Below are 15,288 nucleotides of genomic sequence, written 5' to 3' on the forward strand. Positions count from 1 at the left end.
AGGGCGGACCGGGGTTCGTGTCGGGGGACGCGGCTCAGGCGAGGGAGCGCTCGGCCGCCTCGACGACGTTCGTCATGAGCAGCGCCACGGTCATCGGGCCCACGCCGCCGGGGTTCGGCGACAGGAAGCCCGCGACCTCGGCCACGTCGGGGTGCACGTCTCCGAAGACCCGCTGCTTCCCGGTCTCGGGTTCGGTCTCGCGCGTGACGCCCACGTCGAGCACGGCCGCGCCGGGCTTGACGTCCTCCGCGCGGATGAGGTGCTTGACGCCGGCGCCCGCGACGATGACGTCGGCCTCGCGCAGGTACGGCGCCATGTCGGGCGTGCCCGTGTGCACCTGGGTGACCGTCGCGTTGACGTCGCGCCGCGTGAGGAGGAGCCCCATGGGGCGGCCGATCGTCACGCCGCGGCCGACGACCACGACGTGCTTGCCGTTCAGGTCGTACCCGTTGCGCACGAGCAGCTCGATGACGCCGCGGGGCGTGCACGGCAGCGGGGTGGTGATCGGCGCGTTCACGTTGAGCACGAGACGGCCGAGGTTCGTCGGGTGCAGGCCGTCGGCGTCCTTCGCGGGGTCGATGCGCTCGAGCACGGCGTCCGTGTCGATGTGCTTGGGCAGCGGCAGCTGCACGATGTAGCCGTGGCACGTCGGATCGGCGTTGAGCTCGTCGATCAGCGCCTCGACGTCGGCCTGGGTCGCGTCAGCCGGCAGCTCGCGCTGGATCGAGTTCATCCCGATCGCCACCGACTGCTTGTGCTTCATGCCGACGTACAGCTGCGACGCGGGGTCGGCGCCGACCAGCACGGTCGCGATGCCGGGCGTGACGCCCTTCGCCGCGAGGGCGGCGACCCGCTCCGCGAGCTCCGCCTTGATCGCGGCCGCGGCCGCCTTGCCGTCGAGAATCTGTGCGGTCATCCGTCTTCGTCTTCCCTCGTTCGTGGGTCAGAACCGGTCGAGACTAGTGCGCGTCGTCGAAGCCAGCGCGGGGAGCGCTGGCTTCGACGACCGGGGCTAGTCTCGACGGATCGGGGTGCCTCAGACGCCCGCGTAGCCCTGGCCGACCTGCTCGAGGCCGGGGTAGAGCGGGAACGCGTCGGCGAGCTTCGCGACGCGCTCGCGCAGGGCGTCGACGTCGGCGCCGGGAAGCAGCGCGAGGGCGATGATGTCGGCGACCTCGGTGAACTCGGCGTCGCCGAAGCCGCGCGTCGCGAGCGCGGGCGTGCCGATGCGCAGGCCCGAGGTGACCATCGGCGGGCGCGGGTCGTTCGGGACGGCGTTGCGGTTGACCGTGATGCGGATGTCGTGCAGGAGGTCCTCGGCCTCCTTGCCGTTGATCGCGGCGTCGCGCAGGTCGACGAGCACGAGATGCACGTTGGTGCCGCCCGAGCGGACCGCGATGCCCGCGTCCTTCACGTCCTGCTGCGAGAGGCGATCGGCTAGGATGGCCGCGCCGCGGACGGTGCGCTCCTGACGGTCCTTGAACTCGGGCGTCGCGGCGAGCTTGAACGCGGTCGCCTTGGCGGCGATCACGTGCATGAGCGGGCCGCCCTGCTGACCCGGGAAAACGGCCGAGTTGATCTTCTTCGCGATGTCGGCGTCGTTCGTGAGGATGAAGCCCGAGCGGGGGCCGCCGATCGTCTTGTGCACGGTCGACGAGACGACGTGCGCGTGCGGGACGGGGCTCGGGTGGACACCCGCGGCGACGAGGCCCGCGAAGTGCGCCATGTCGACCCAGAGGTACGCGCCCACCTCGTCGGCGATCTCGCGGAACGCGGCGAAGTCGAGCTGGCGGGGGTACGCCGACCAGCCGGCGATGATGACCTTCGGCTTGTGCTCGAGGGCGAGGCGGCGCACCTCGTCCATGTCGACGAGCGAGGTCTCGGGGTTCACGCCGTAGGCGACGATGTCGTAGAGACGGCCGGAGAAGTTGATCTTCATGCCGTGCGTGAGGTGGCCGCCGTGGTCGAGCGAGAGGCCGAGGATGGTGTCGCCGGGGCGGGCGATCGCGTGCAGCACGGCCGCGTTGGCGGTGGCGCCCGAGTGCGGCTGGACGTTCGCGAACTCGGCGCCGAACAGCTCCTTGGCGCGGGCGATCGCGAGCTCCTCGGCGACGTCGACCTCCTCGCAGCCGCCGTAGTAGCGGCGGCCCGGGTAGCCCTCGGCGTACTTGTTCGTGAGCACGGAGCCCTGCGACTGCAGCACCGAGACGGGCACGAAGTTCTCCGACGCGATCATCTCGAGGAAGCCGCGCTGGCGATCGAGCTCGCGCTGCAGCACCTCCGCGATCTCCGGGTCGACCTCGGCGAGGGGGGCGTTGAACAGCGGATCGGTCATGGCGATCTCCAGACGACAGACGAAAAGGGGTCATCGCATCGGCCCAGGCGTGCGGTCGAATGCCGTCTCGGTCGCTTCCCGGTGGTGCACCACCTCAACGCCAGTCGCGACGCGAACAGCATAGCCGACCCGAGTCGGATGGCCGCGGTCGGGTGGATGTGGGAGGGTCAGGAGCATGGGGACCGTGATCCACTCGACGCTGCTCGTCTCCGACCGCCGCGCGGAGCGCGACGGCTGGATCCGCTTCGAGGACGGACGCGTTTCGTCGCGCGGCGACGGAGACGGATGGCGCGCCGCAACGCAGACGGGCGATGTCGTCATCGACGCGGCCGAGATCGCGGGCGACGGCGCCGTGCTCACGCCGGGGCTGATCGACCTGCACGGGCACGGCGGTGCGGGCGCCGCCCACGAGGACGGGGCGGACGCCATCCGGACGGCACGCGCTCTGCACCGGGCGCACGGCACGACGCGAGCGGTCATCTCGCTCGTGACCGCCTCCGTCGACGACCTCGAGGCGCGCGTCGCCGCCATCGGGCGCCTCGCCCAGCACGAGGACGACATCCTCGGCAGCCATCTCGAGGGGCCGTTCCTGGACCCCGGCCATCACGGCGCGCATGACCCCGAGCTCCTGCGCCACCCCGACGCCGACACGGTCGCGCGCCTGCTCGCGGCAGGCGAGATCGGCGGAACCCAGACCATCCGGCAGATCACGATCGCCCCCGAGCTGCCCGGCGCGATCGACGCGATCCGCGCCATCTCAGCGGCGGGGGTCATCGCGGCGATCGGGCACACCGACGCCGACGCCGACGCGACCGCGGCGGGCGTCGACGCCGGTGCGACGCTCGTGACGCACGCCTTCAACGCGATGCCGGGCATCCACCACCGCCGGCCGGGGCCCATCCCCACCGCCGCGCGCGACGACCGGGTCGTGCTCGAGCTCATCGCCGACGGCGTGCACGTCGCCGACGCCGTGATGCTCATGCTGCTCCGGGCAGCGCCGGGCCGGGTCGCGCTCGTGACCGACGCGATGGCGGCGACCGGCATGGCCGACGGCGACTACGCGATCGGCGCCCTCGACGTGGTCGTCGAGCAGGGCGTCGCGACGGTGCGCGGCACCGACACCATCGCGGGCTCCACGCTCACGCAGGACGTGGCGCTCCGCCGGGTCGTCGGGCTCGGCGTCCCGCTGCCCGACGCGGTCGGGGCGCTCACGGCGACACCCGCCAAGGTGCTGCGCCGCGACGACCTCGGCACGCTCCGCACCGGGGCGATCGCCGATGCGGTTCTGTGGAGCCGCGAGCTCGAGGTCGCGCGCGTCTGGACGGCGGGCGCCGTGCGCTGAGGCGTCCGGAGAGAGATCAGGGGCCCGGACCCCTCCCCCGAGTGTCCGAGCCCCTCGTCGCGAGCGGCGATGCCGCCTCGCGAGACCTCCGACCCGAAGCTCCCCAGCAGCTGGGCGGAACGTCCCTCACCGCATGAGACGGCGGCGGGGCGGTTTCATTACGCGACTTCCGAGAAATTTGTCGAACTCCGGATGTGACCGTGCCATCGGGCGGAAAATCCCCCGTGAATCCCTACATCGGGGTGGCGGAGCCGCCCGATCCGCGGGAGGATGTTCACCGGCCTGACGACCCGACGTCGGCCGCACGCGCACCCGCCGCCACCGATGCGACGAGGGGTGTGCCCACCGACACGGACCCGCACCTATGACCACAGACGACGAGAACCTCAGCGACGGCGAGGCGCTGGCATCGGCGACCCCCGACGCGGATCTCGTCCTCCGCACCCGCTCGGGAGACCACGACGCGTTCGGCGAGCTGTGGCGGCGCCACTACCGATCGGGCATCGTCGCCGCGCGATCGATCACCTCGAGCCTCGACGCCGACGACCTCGTGCAGGAGTCGTACGCGAAGATCTTCCAGTCGATCCAGCGCGGCAACGGGCCGACCGGCTCGTTCCGCGCCTACCTTTTCACGACCATCCGCAATGTGGCGGCATCTTGGGGCCGCGCGCGCACGGAGGCGACGAGCGACGGGCTCGAGGAGGTCGAGGACCCGGAGTCGACCGAGGTCGCCACGGACGAGGCGCTCGACCGCAGCCTCACCCACACCGCCTTCCGCAGCCTGCCCACGCGCTGGCAGGAGGTGCTCTGGTACACCGAGATCGAGCAGATGAAGCCCGCGGAGATCGCGCCGCTGCTCGGCATGAAGGCGGCCGCCGTCTCGCAGCTCGCGTTCCGCGCTCGCGAGGGGCTGCGCGAGGCGTGGATCCAGGCGCACATCGCCTCCGTCGAGGACGGGTCCGCGCACGCCTGGACGATCGAGCGCCTCGGCGCGTACACGCGCGGCAACCTCGGATCGCGCGACCAGGCCAAGGTCGACGCACACCTCGGCGAGTGCGCGCGCTGCGCGATCGTAGCCTCGGAGGCGAAGGAGGTCGGCAGCCGACTCGCGCTCGTGCTCCTGCCGCTCACGATCGGCGTCACCGGCACCGCCGGCTACCTCGCATCGCTCCAGCGCGACGAGTCGGCGCTCGTCGCGCTCGCGGCCATGCCATCTTCGGTATACGAGGGCGCTGTGGCGGTCGCGGGCGGAGCCGTCGGCGCCGGAGCGGCGACCGGCGCGGCAGCGGATGGCGCCGCCAAGTCGGTCGGGTTCGCTGCGGCGGGCGGCGGATCAGGTGGATCCGGAGGATCGGCCGGCGGGTCGGCGTCGAGCTCCGCGTGGACGATCGGCGGACTCGTCGGCGCCGGGATCGCGGCGGCCGCGGTCGCGGGTACGGTACTCGCGGCGACGCTGACGGGCGGCTTCGCGGGATCCGCGAACGAGGCCGCGTCGGCATTCGAGGACGCCGCGCAGCCCGACGCGTCGATCGAGGCCTCCGACGAGCTGCTCGCGCAGACCCCGGCCCCCGAGGAGCCGATCGCTCCCCCGGTCGATGAGCCCGCGCCATCCGCTTCGCCGACCCCGACGCCGACGCTCACTCCGGCGCCGGCTCCCGAGCCGAGCGCCGAGCCCCAGCCGTCGGCCGAGCCTCAGCCGTCGGCCGAGCCTCAGCCGACCGCCGAGCCCACGCTCGAGCCGCAGCCGACCGCCGAGCCGGAGCCGTCAGAGGCGCCGTCGCCCGAGCCGAGTCCGTCGGAGGAGCCCGAGCCGAGCCCGTCGGAGGAGCCCGAGCCGAGCCCGTCGGAGGAGCCGTCGCCCGAGCCGACGCCGCAGCCGTCGGAGCCTGCGCCCGAGGTCGAGAGCCCCGCGCCCATCGGCTTCGAGCGTGCGTCCGTCGTCGATGCACGCGAGCGCATCGTCCAGGTCGACGTGACCGGCGAGCCCGGTGAGCCCGTGGCCGTGACCGAGTCGAGCTCCGCACCCGCTGCGGCCTCCGCGATGCTCCTCTTCACGGCGGCCGACGCGGATGCCCTCGCCGAGGGCGAGTTCTCGGCAGACGGCGTCGCGGAGCTCCAGTTCGCGCTCACCGCCGTCCAGGTGACGGACGACGTCACGCTCGAGATCGCCTATCGCGACGTCGAGGGCGAGTCGTTCGTCGCGTCGCTGTCGACGCTCGGCGTGCGCGATCCGCTTCTCGAGGCCGTCGAGCCCGAGCCGACTCCGGCTCCGACTCCGACTCCGACCGTGACGCCGACCGCGAGCCCGACGCCCACGCCAGAACCGACGCCGACCGAGACGCCGGTGCCCCCGAAGCGGATCGGCATCGGCGCGGCGGTCGATGTCGACAAGAACGCCGGAACCATCGAGTTCGCCGTGACCGGCGAGCCCGGCGAGCAGGCCTCCGTCTACGTCGGCGGCTCGACCTCGTCCGACGACTCACGAACGCTCGATGCTGAGGGGAAGGCCACGCTCACCATCGTGCTCGGCTCGGGCGAGGTCCGAGACGATCTGCCGATCGAGGTGCGCTATCGGGATGGCGCCCTCGCGGGCCTCGAGGACCACACGACGCTGGGCGAGCTGATCGATATCGAGGATGTCGCGATCAACGATCCGCTGCAGCTGAGCGCTCTAGGCGACGATGTCGACAGCACAGCGACGCTGGTCGTGAGCGGGGAACCCGACGCGCGGGTCGAGGTGTTCCTAGCGGAACGACGGCTCGGCACAACCCAATTGGCGGGCGGGACGTCGACCATCGTTCTTCCGCTCACGCAGGAGGACGTGAGGTCCGACGTCGCCGTCGTCGCCCGCTACGCGGCAGCGCACGCCGTCGCGCCTCCGGTCGAGAACACCGTTCGCGAGCTGAACCTCAGCGGGCTGCTGGACACGTCGCTGCAGGTTGGCACGCCGAATGTCGATCCCGAGCGTGAGAGGTTCACGGTCGTGCTCCCACTCGTCGGCGAGCCGGGCGAGAGTGTCGTCGTCGACGTTTATGGAACTCAGACGGTCGTCCCCCTTGCGAATCCTGGTGGGAACGCCGTGTTCGCTTTCGAGCCGCAGCTCTCCGAAGACGGCCTCGCGCTGAGCGATCCGATGGCTCGGGTGACGCTTAGCTACGCCCGCCAGGAAGTGTGGGGCAATGGCGCATCGGAAACGCTTGCATCGCTCGGCGTTGAGGAACTTGTCGCTCCACCGACCCCGCTCACAATCGAGTCCGCCACGAGCGGACTGCCCACCGACCCCTTCGACGCCGACGCACTCCTGCCCGTGACCACGACGGTTGAGATCACGGGCAGGCCGTACTCCGCAACTCGATTGATCTACTCCGGCGACGCTGTGTGGCGCGGGGTGCTCGACGGATACGGAATGGCAACGGCGAGCTTCACGAAACCGGCGGGCGAACTTCTTCTCGATGTGGTTGCGCAGCAGGACACCATCGAGTCCGAGTACGAGGACACAGCACATGGTGACGCGTCTCAGCCTGTGCGCTTGTCTTCGTTCATCTCGACTCTGACCATCCCACTCCTCTGACCCGGCTACCCTCGTCGGAGTGACGGACAATCCCTACGGGCCCGAGTGGGTGCGGCACGATGCGACCGCGGCCGACGGCATCCGGCTCGCGTACTGGACCGCGGGGCAAGGCGCACCGCTCGTGCTCATCGCGGGTCAGGCGGTCGATCACCGGTCGTGGCAGATCGTGGGGCCGGGACTGCTCCGCGATCGGCAGATCGTGATCTTCGACCACCGCGGCATCGGCGACAGCGAACTGGGCGAGGCCGAGCGCTTCACGACGCGGCTCTTCGCCGACGACGTCGTGCACATCCTCGACGATGCGGGCATCGAGCGAGCGGACGTCGTCGGGCATTCGATGGGCGGCCGCGTCGCGCAGTGGCTCGCGATCGTCCATCCCGAGCGCGTGCGCAAGCTCGTGCTCGTCTCGACGTCGGCCGGCGACGCGCACGGGCCGCGGCGTTCCGACGAAGCCGACCGCGCCATCCGCTCGCGCGACCGGAAGGAGGTCGCGTCGGTCTTCTGGGACGAGGCGCAGGACGACCTGGTGCGGCTCCTCGCCGTCGGCCGCGACCGCACCGCCCTCGCCCGGCATCATCGAGCCAGCCGCGCGCACGACACGCTCGACGACCTGCCGCGCATCACCGCCCCGACGCTCGTGCTGCACGGCGAGCTCGACGCCCTGACGCCGGTCGAGAACGCCCGGGTCCTCGACACGCGCATCCCGGGCGCCCGACTGACCGTGATCAAGGGCGCCAAGCACGGCGTGCTGCTCGACGGCGGGATCGGGATGCAGATCGCCGACCGGTTCCTGCGCCGCCCGCTGCGCTCGGCCCTGCCGGAGGCACCGGCCGACCGGTAGCGTCGAGTCATGGTCACACCTCTTCGCATCGCCGTCACGGGCGCGGCCGGTCAGATCGGTTACAGCCTCCTCTTCCGTCTCGCGAGCGGCGGTCTCGGCGACCGCCCGGTCGAACTCCGACTGCTCGAGGTCACGCCCGCGCTGCCGAAGGCGGAGGGCGTCGCGATGGAGCTCGTCGACTGCGCGTTCCCCCTTCTCTCCGGGATCGACATCACCGACGATGCGCGGCGCGCGTTCGACGGAGCCGACCTCGCGCTCCTCGTCGGCGCCCGCCCGCGCACCGCCGAGATGACCCGCGGCGACCTCCTGTCCGCCAACGGAGCGATCTTCACGGCCCAGGGTCAGGCGCTGAACGACGTCGCAGGCGACGACATCCGCGTGCTCGTCACGGGCAACCCCGCGAACACGAACGCGCTGATCGCGCAGCAGAACGCGCCCGACATCCCGGCCGAGCGCTTCTCTGCCCTGACCCGCCTCGACCACAACCGCGCTCTCGCGCAGCTGGCGCTCAAGACGGGCACGCCGGTGTCGGAGATCTCGCGCATGACGATCTGGGGCAACCACTCCGCGACGCAGTACGCCGACCTGTCGCACGCCGTGGTGTCAGGCCGGCCCGCGCTCGAGCTCGTCGACCGCCCATGGATCGAGAGCGAGTTCCTGCCGACTGTCGCGAACCGGGGCACGGCGATCATCGAGGCGCGCGGATCGTCGTCCGCAGCGTCCGCGGCGAGCGCGACGGTGGATGCCGCGCGCGACTGGCTGAACGGCACGGCTGAAGGCGACTGGACCTCGATGGCGGTCGTCTCCGACGGGTCGTACGGCGTTCCCGAGGGACTCGTGTCGTCCTTCCCCGTGCAGACGGAGAACGGCGGATGGCGGATCGTGCCCGACCTCGAGATCGACGGCTTCTCGCGCGCCCGCATCGACACGTCGGTCGCCGAGCTCGCCGACGAGCGCACGGCCGTGCGCAAGCTCGGGCTCATCCCGTCCTGAGCTGATGGTGGTTCCTCCCGAGACGAGCGGGGCGCGGCCCCCGGAGGCGGGCGGGCGCTGGCGAAGCTCCGTCCTCGCCGGTCCTCGTGGCAGACGCCTGTGCCTGGAGCTCGCCGCACGCGACGACGCGGTGTGGTCGGCCCTGTTCGAGGCTGCACGTTCGCGCGACAACGGCGAGGTCGCCCTGCGGCCCACGAGCGATCTCGCTGAAGCCATCGAGCGAACGCAGCGTTCCGGCTGGACAACGGAGGAGCTCGCGAGTGCGCTGGTCACGAGCGTCGACTCGGCAGTGTACTGGCAGCCTCCGCGGACGGAGGACGACGTCGCCGGGCTCGAAGGCGTCCGCGCCTCGCTGCGTGCAACCGCCGACGAGGTGGAACGCGCGGCACCGTCGTGGTGGTCATCGCCCCGACGGCACATCCAGTGGACGATCGACTGGCAGGATGCGGGCGGCCCTGCGCCTCCCGCACGCCCGGCCGCCGATGCACTGCGTCGCTGGCGTGCGCATGTGCTCGCCGATGAGGGGCGTGCGCGTCGAGAGCGCCCGACGGAGCTGGCCGCGCCCCTGAGCGGCGAGTGGGATTCCATTCCTCGTGATGTTCTTGCGACCACGGGCGAGATGGACGACGGCGTGCCCGCGGGCCTGCGCCTCGTCGAGGACTTCCTCGGGTTCGAAAGCGCGACGGCGATCCCCGCAATCGGCGATGGTCGGACGTACGAGATCGCGCGGGAGGAAGACTGGACCGAGCTCTGCCGCCGATACCCGCTCGACGTCACCGCGTCGCGTCGACACGACTGGTTCCGCGCCACCGGTCGCGATGGCCGCTGGCTCATCCCCGATTGGTCCCGTGTCGCGTCCGATTGGGACGCCGTGCATCTGACGGTCGAGTGCTACCTGACGTCGGCGACGCGTCCCATCGCCGTCGACGCAGAGTGGGCGAGCGTGATCGCCGGGTGGACGCCCGACGTCACCTTCTGGCTCACCGACAGCGCGAGCGTCGGGGAAGGCGGCCGCGTCGACTGGCGTGTCGACGCGGGAACGGCCCCGTACACGTGGTCGCGGATCTGACCTGACGCTTCCGCTGCCCTCGCCCGCCCGACACGGGGGCGGGCAGGGCTTTCATCCTCAGCGCCGGCGGCTGTTGCCGAACAGACCCCGGATCACGCTGTTCACGAGCGTCGTCGCCGCCGATCCGATGACGCGCTCGACCACGCGGTCGCTGCTCGACCGCGTGGTGCGCCGCGTCGTCGTGCGGCTCTTGGTCGACTTCAGCAGGCGGTCGTACTCCTGCTGCGCCTTCTTCTCGATCGCGGCCTTCTGCTTCTCGTACTCGGCGTCGGCCTTCGCCTTCTCGAGTGCCTTCTCCTCGGCCTCCGCGGCCTCGGCGGCGGCGTTCATCTTCGCCGTGAGCATCTCGTACGCGGATTCGCGATCGACGGGCTCCCCGTACTTGGGCAGGAGCGTCGACGACGCGACAGCCTGCTCCACGACAGCGGCGGGCGACGCGTCCATGAGCCCCTGCGGTGCGCGCACGCGCGTCCACGCGACGGGCGTGGGCGCACCCTTCTCGCTCATGACGGTGACGATCGCCTCTCCGGTGCCGAGCTCCTGCAGCACCCGCTCGAGGTCGTAGCCCGACTTCGGATACGTCCCGACCGTCGAGCGGAGCGCCTTCGCGTCATCCGGCGTGAAGGCGCGCAGCTGGTGCTGCACGCGGGAGCCGAGCTGCGCGAGCACGTCGCCATCGACATCCTTCGGGGTCTGCGTGACGAAGAAGACGCCGACGCCCTTCGAGCGGATGAGCCGCACCGTCTGCGTGATCGCCGCGAGGAAGTCCTTCGACGCGTTCTTGAAGAGCAGGTGCGCCTCGTCGAAGAAGAACACGAGCTTGGGCTTGTCGACGTCGCCGACCTCGGGCAGCAGCTCGAAGAGCTCGGCGAGGAGGTACATGAGGAACGTCGAGAACAGCTCCGGTCGATCGGCGACCCCCGGCACCTCGAGCAGGGAGACGATGCCGCGGCCATCCTCGGCCGTCCGCAGGAAGTCCTGCACATCGAACTCGGGCTCTCCGAAGAAGACGTCGGCGCCGCCCTCGGCGAACGTGATGAGCTCGCGCAGGATGACGCCGGCGGTCGCCGACGACAAGCCGCCCAGCCCCTTGAGCTCGGCCTTGCCCTCGTCGCTCGTGAGGTACTGCAGCACCGCGCGGAGGTCGGCGAGATCGACGAGCGGCAGGCCCTTCTCGTCGGCGTAGTGGAAGACGAGCCCGAGGCTCGACTCCTGCGTGTCGTTGAGACCGAGCACCTTCGACAGCAGGAGCGGCCCGAAGCCGGTCACCGTCGCGCGCACGGGCACGCCCGTGCCGATCCCGCCGAGTGCGAAGTACTCGACCGCCGCCGCCTCGGGCTTCCAGTCCTGGCCGATGCCCTTCGTGCGGGCGAGAAGCTTGTCACTCGGCTCCCCCGGCGTCGCCATGCCCGTGAGGTCGCCCTTGATGTCGGCCGCGAACACGGGCACGCCCTTCGCGGCGAGCTGCTCCGCGAGCCCCTGCAGAGTGCGGGTCTTGCCCGTTCCGGTCGCTCCGGCGACGAGGCCGTGCCGGTTGAGCATCGCGAGCGGGATCCGGATCTGCGCGTCGGCGAGCGGCTCCCCGTTCACGAGCGCGCCGATGTCGAGCGTCTCCCCCTCGAAGGCGTAGCCGTCGACGATGCGCTGCACGTCGCCCGCGTCGAGCGGCCCGTCAGACGCCGCGGGCTTCGCGGATTCCGCGGATGGCTCGGGCTCCGCGGACGGCTCGGGCTCGGCGGATGGCTCGGGCTCGGGTTCCGCGGATGGCTCGGGCTCCGCGGATGGCTCGGGCTCGGGCTCCGCAGATGGCTCGTCCGCGGCGGGCGGGTCGGCATCGTCCTCGGCGGCCGGCTCGGCGCCATCCGCCCCTCCGGCACGTGCCGCGGCGGCCTCTGCGGCGGCGAGCTTCGCGCGGGCCTCCGCGGCCTTGAGAGCGGCTTCGGCGGCCGCGGCCTCCGCGCGCAGTCTCTCGAGTTCGGCGGCAGCGGCGTCAGGAGCGTTCTCGGGGCTCATGGCCACAGCCTAGCCAGCGCGGGTCGCCCGACGCGGGACACGACGCAGGAACTCCCCGGGCCCGGCGCGCGCTCACCCCCAGGGTCGCGCGGGCAGCAGGCTCCGCCTCCGACCGGACTCCTGCGCTGTGTCCCGCCCTACGACCGGGCGAGCCTCTCCGACTGCTCCCGCCGCTCGGCGATGCGGTCGCGATCTCGCAGGAGACGCGCGTTCAGCAGCGCGGCGACGATCAGCGCGGCCCCGGCCCCGACGAGCGCGCCGCCCGCGGTGTCGCTCGCCCAGTGCGCCGAGAGATACGTGCGCGCGAACGCCATCGAGAGCGTCCAGATCACCGCGACCGTGGCCATCCACCATCGCGGGAAGAGCACCCACAGGGCGAACACGACCGTGGCGGCATTGGCCACATGCCCCGACGGGAATGAGCCGTGGTCGACGACGACGAGGATGTCCTCGGGGCGCTGCCGCGAGTAGAGCTGCTTGAGCAGCTGCACGAACCCCGCGCTGGCAGCCGTCGCGACGAGGAAGTACAGGGCGCCCCAGCGGTGGCGCGTCGCGAGGAGGAAGGCCCCGATCCCGAGCGGGAAGACGAGGATGGCCCACCACCCTCCGCCGATCCGGTCGAGGAGGAGCGAGAACCACAGGCGGACGCCCGCATCGGCCTCAGGCAGCACGCCTGCCCACCACGTGTCGATCGGGAAGGGATCGCGGTGCAGCACCGTGGCCCAGCCGAGCAGCGCGGCCGCCGCGATGAGCCCGATCCCCCACCACAGCATGGCCCGACGCGACATCCCCATCGCCCCATTCTGCCCACGCCCGCGCCGTTCGGGCGCAGGCGTGCGGTCAGTCGGCGAGCAGGCCGAGCGAGCGCGGGCGGACGACGAGCCAGAGCGAGAGGACGGCGATGGCCGAGCAGCCGAGCATCACCGACGCCATCGTGGTGCCCGTGATGCCCGAGGCCGCCGAGATCACGCCGACGAGCGGCGAGATGACGCCCGCGATCCCGTTGTTCGTCGCGCCGAGCACCGACGCCGCCGTGCCGGCCGCCTCGGGGTGCCGGTCGAGCGCGAGCACCTGCGCGCAGGGGAAGGTGAAGCCGCACGTCGTCATGAAGACGAACAGCGGGATCACGACGCCCCACACGCCGAGCCCGAGCTGGTCGCCGACGATGATGCCGGCGGAGGCGAGCACGAGCACGGCGGTCGCGTACGCGAGCACCCACTGCGGCCCGAACCGCGCCGCGAGACGGGCCGCGACCTGGTTGCCGATCACGAGGCCGACCGAGTTCGACGCGAAGAGCAGACCGTACTGCACCTCGGTGAAGCCGTACGACTGCTGGAACAGGAAGGACGACGCCGACAGGTACGAGAAGAGGCCCGAGAACGTCATCGCTCCGATCACGAGCACGCCCAGGTACACACGATCGGTGAGCACGACGCGATAGCGGTGCCACACGGACACCGTCTCGTGCGAGATGCGGTCGGAGGCGGGGCGGGTCTCGGGCAGCGCGAAGTTCGCGCACAGGAGCATCACCGTGCCGTACGCGGCGAGCACGAGGAAGATCCCGTGCCAGGGCATGACCGTGAGCAGCGCTGAGCCGATGAGCGGCGCCACGACGGGCGCGACCCCCGTCACGAGCGCGAGCCGCGACAGCATGATGACGAGGCGGCGCCCGCCGAACAGGTCGCGCACCATAGCCATCGCGACCACGCCGCCCGCCGCCGCGCCCATCCCCATCAGCACGCGCGCGGCGCCGAGCAGCTCGAGCGTGGGCGCGAAGGCCGCCGCGAGGCTCGAGAGCACGTGCAGCGCGGTCACGATGAGGAGCGGCACCCGCCGGCCGAACTTGTCGCTCAGCGGGCCCACGACGAGCTGGCCGAGCGCGAAGCCGATCATGGTGCCCGTGAGCGTGAGCTGGATGGCCGCGCTCGTCGTCTCGAAATCGCGCTCGAGCAGGGGGAACGCGGGCAGGTAGAGGTCGATCGTGAACGGGCCGAGCGCCGTCAGCGCGCCGAGCAGGAGGACGTACGCGAGGCGCCGGCCGCTCGAGAGCGCGTCACCGCGATGCGTGCGCGGCATCTCCCCCGCTGCCGCGCGCGCGGCGTCGGGCAGCGGAATCGTCCCCGTGGGCACCGGGATGAGGCCCGTGGCGGTGGGGATGCTGCCCGTGTGCGGGTGGTGCCCGTGCTCGTCGCGCGGGGAACGGTCTTCGTGAGTCATCGTGAGCGTCGCTGCTTTCGCGGACGAGGTGTGCGGAGAAAGAAAGAAGTCCCAGACGACGCCCGGAGGATCCGCGCGAAGGGGACGCCCTCAATCCTAGGGTCGAGGGGGACCGGCAGCGCAAGGCGGAAGCCCAGGTTCCCGGCCCGATTCTCCCAGCGGCGCGCGCATTCAGCCGCATAGGATCGGAGCGTGTCGACGCAGAAGCGCCCCCAGAAGTCCAGCGGCAACCCCGCCCGCCAGGCCGAGATCGAGCAGACGGTCAAGCAGCAGCGCGAGGCCCGGCGTCAGGAGAAGCTCGCCGAGTACCAGCGGCAGCTCAAGAAGCGCCAGCGCGGGAAGCTCGTCTGGTGGACGGTCGGGACGGTCGCGGCGGTGGCCGTGATCGGGGCGATCGTCGCGTCGTTCGTCTTCACGCCGCGTCCGAATGTCGCCGAGTACGGCATCGGCGGCGACGGGGCGGAGATCGAGGGGGTCGAGACCTTCTCCAACACGAACACGCACGTCGAGGGCACCGTCGAGTACGAGCAGACCCCTCCCGCGGGCGGCCCGCACAACGTGTACTGGCTGAACTGCGGCGTCTACAGCGAACCGCAGCAGAACGAGAACGCGGTGCACTCCCTCGAGCACGGCGCGGTCTGGGTCACGTACGACCCCGAGCTCGTGAGCGGAGAGGAGCTCGAGACCCTCAAGGGCTACCTGCCGTCGAGCTACGCGATCCTCTCGCCGTACCCCGACCTCGGGACGCCGGTCGCCGTGAGCGCCTGGAACGCGCAGCTCAAGGTCGACTCGGTCGACGACGAGCGCATCGCGGAGTTCTTCGAGGAGTACTGGCGCAACCAGAACGTGCCGGAGCCGGGCGCCGCGTGCACCGGCGCCATCGACGGCCCCGGCAAGCTCAGCTGAG

At 71.5% G+C, this 15,288-nt stretch carries 11 protein-coding genes and 1 riboswitch; of the genes, 6 read left to right on the forward strand and 5 right to left on the reverse strand.

What is annotated here, in order from left to right; genetic code table 11:
- Positions 1–34: 34 nt before the first annotated feature.
- A complete protein-coding gene (locus PKE79_RS10315) occupies positions 35–916 on the reverse strand; it encodes a bifunctional methylenetetrahydrofolate dehydrogenase/methenyltetrahydrofolate cyclohydrolase (protein WP_271173616.1) in 882 nt (293 codons plus the stop codon).
- A 120-nt stretch (positions 917–1,036) separates the two neighbouring features.
- Positions 1,037–2,335, reverse strand: coding sequence for a serine hydroxymethyltransferase (gene glyA / locus PKE79_RS10320; protein WP_271173617.1), 1,299 nt, complete (start codon positions 2,333–2,335; stop codon positions 1,037–1,039).
- A 34-nt stretch (positions 2,336–2,369) separates the two neighbouring features.
- A riboswitch (ZMP/ZTP riboswitch) is annotated at positions 2,370–2,453 on the reverse strand.
- A gap of 57 nt (positions 2,454–2,510) precedes the next feature.
- On the opposite strand from glyA, the gene PKE79_RS10325 reads away from it, so the two are divergent.
- The 5 genes from PKE79_RS10325 (at position 2,511) to PKE79_RS10345 (ending at position 10,151) form a co-directional block, all read left to right on the forward strand.
- Complete coding sequence (locus PKE79_RS10325; RefSeq protein ID WP_271173618.1) at positions 2,511–3,677, forward strand: N-acetylglucosamine-6-phosphate deacetylase; 1,167 nt, start codon at positions 2,511–2,513, stop codon at positions 3,675–3,677.
- Positions 3,678–4,041: 364 nt separating this feature from the next.
- The gene (locus PKE79_RS10330) at positions 4,042–7,248 is read left to right on the forward strand and encodes a sigma-70 family RNA polymerase sigma factor (RefSeq protein WP_271173619.1); all 3,207 of its coding nucleotides are present in this window, start codon (positions 4,042–4,044) and stop codon (positions 7,246–7,248) included.
- A gap of 19 nt (positions 7,249–7,267) precedes the next feature.
- On the forward strand, positions 7,268–8,089 hold the full coding sequence (locus PKE79_RS10335; protein WP_271173620.1) for an alpha/beta fold hydrolase: 822 nt from the start codon (positions 7,268–7,270) through the stop codon (positions 8,087–8,089).
- 9 nt (positions 8,090–8,098) lie between these two features.
- A complete protein-coding gene (locus PKE79_RS10340; RefSeq protein WP_271173621.1) occupies positions 8,099–9,082 on the forward strand; it encodes a malate dehydrogenase in 984 nt (327 codons plus the stop codon).
- A 4-nt stretch (positions 9,083–9,086) separates the two neighbouring features.
- Positions 9,087–10,151, forward strand: a complete 1,065-nt coding sequence (locus tag PKE79_RS10345) for a hypothetical protein (RefSeq protein ID WP_271173622.1) — start codon at positions 9,087–9,089, stop codon at positions 10,149–10,151.
- A gap of 57 nt (positions 10,152–10,208) precedes the next feature.
- Here the strand turns inward: PKE79_RS10345 and PKE79_RS10350 are convergent, their stop codons facing one another.
- The 3 genes from PKE79_RS10350 to PKE79_RS10360 form a co-directional block, all read right to left on the reverse strand.
- Entirely contained in the window at positions 10,209–12,164 is a 1,956-nt protein-coding gene (locus PKE79_RS10350) for a helicase HerA-like domain-containing protein (RefSeq protein ID WP_271173623.1), read from the reverse strand.
- Positions 12,165–12,301: 137 nt separating this feature from the next.
- Positions 12,302–12,958: a phosphatase PAP2 family protein gene (locus PKE79_RS10355; RefSeq protein WP_271173624.1), complete on the reverse strand. Its 657-nt coding sequence runs from the start codon at positions 12,956–12,958 to the stop codon at positions 12,302–12,304.
- A 46-nt stretch (positions 12,959–13,004) separates the two neighbouring features.
- On the reverse strand, positions 13,005–14,240 hold the full coding sequence (locus PKE79_RS10360) for a multidrug effflux MFS transporter (protein ID WP_271173686.1): 1,236 nt from the start codon (positions 14,238–14,240) through the stop codon (positions 13,005–13,007).
- A 333-nt stretch (positions 14,241–14,573) separates the two neighbouring features.
- Between PKE79_RS10360 and PKE79_RS10365 the strand changes: the two genes are divergently transcribed.
- Positions 14,574–15,287 (forward strand): thioredoxin-like domain-containing protein, encoded by a 714-nt coding sequence (locus PKE79_RS10365; RefSeq protein ID WP_271173625.1) that lies wholly within the window; start codon positions 14,574–14,576, stop codon positions 15,285–15,287.
- Position 15,288: the final 1 nt, after the last annotated feature.

The organism is Microbacterium barkeri, assembly GCF_027921765.1.
In the GTDB taxonomy this organism is placed as follows: domain Bacteria; phylum Actinomycetota; class Actinomycetes; order Actinomycetales; family Microbacteriaceae; genus Microbacterium; species Microbacterium barkeri.

What these genes read in the sequence shown, in the direction of transcription:
- PKE79_RS10315 (WP_271173616.1), bottom strand. Translation starts at nt 916, where the DNA reads ATGACCGCACAGATTCTCGACGGCAAGGCGGCCGCGGCCGCGATCAAG.
- glyA (WP_271173617.1), bottom strand. Translation starts at nt 2,335, where the DNA reads ATGACCGATCCGCTGTTCAACGCCCCCCTCGCCGAGGTCGACCCGGAG.
- PKE79_RS10325 (WP_271173618.1), top strand. Translation starts at nt 2,511, where the DNA reads ATGGGGACCGTGATCCACTCGACGCTGCTCGTCTCCGACCGCCGCGCG.
- PKE79_RS10330 (WP_271173619.1), top strand. Translation starts at nt 4,042, where the DNA reads ATGACCACAGACGACGAGAACCTCAGCGACGGCGAGGCGCTGGCATCG.
- PKE79_RS10340 (WP_271173621.1), top strand. Translation starts at nt 8,099, where the DNA reads ATGGTCACACCTCTTCGCATCGCCGTCACGGGCGCGGCCGGTCAGATC.
- PKE79_RS10345 (WP_271173622.1), top strand. Translation starts at nt 9,087, where the DNA reads ATGGTGGTTCCTCCCGAGACGAGCGGGGCGCGGCCCCCGGAGGCGGGC.
- PKE79_RS10350 (WP_271173623.1), bottom strand. Translation starts at nt 12,164, where the DNA reads ATGAGCCCCGAGAACGCTCCTGACGCCGCTGCCGCCGAACTCGAGAGA.
- PKE79_RS10355 (WP_271173624.1), bottom strand. Translation starts at nt 12,958, where the DNA reads ATGGGGATGTCGCGTCGGGCCATGCTGTGGTGGGGGATCGGGCTCATC.
- PKE79_RS10360 (WP_271173686.1), bottom strand. Translation starts at nt 14,240, where the DNA reads ATGCCGCGCACGCATCGCGGTGACGCGCTCTCGAGCGGCCGGCGCCTC.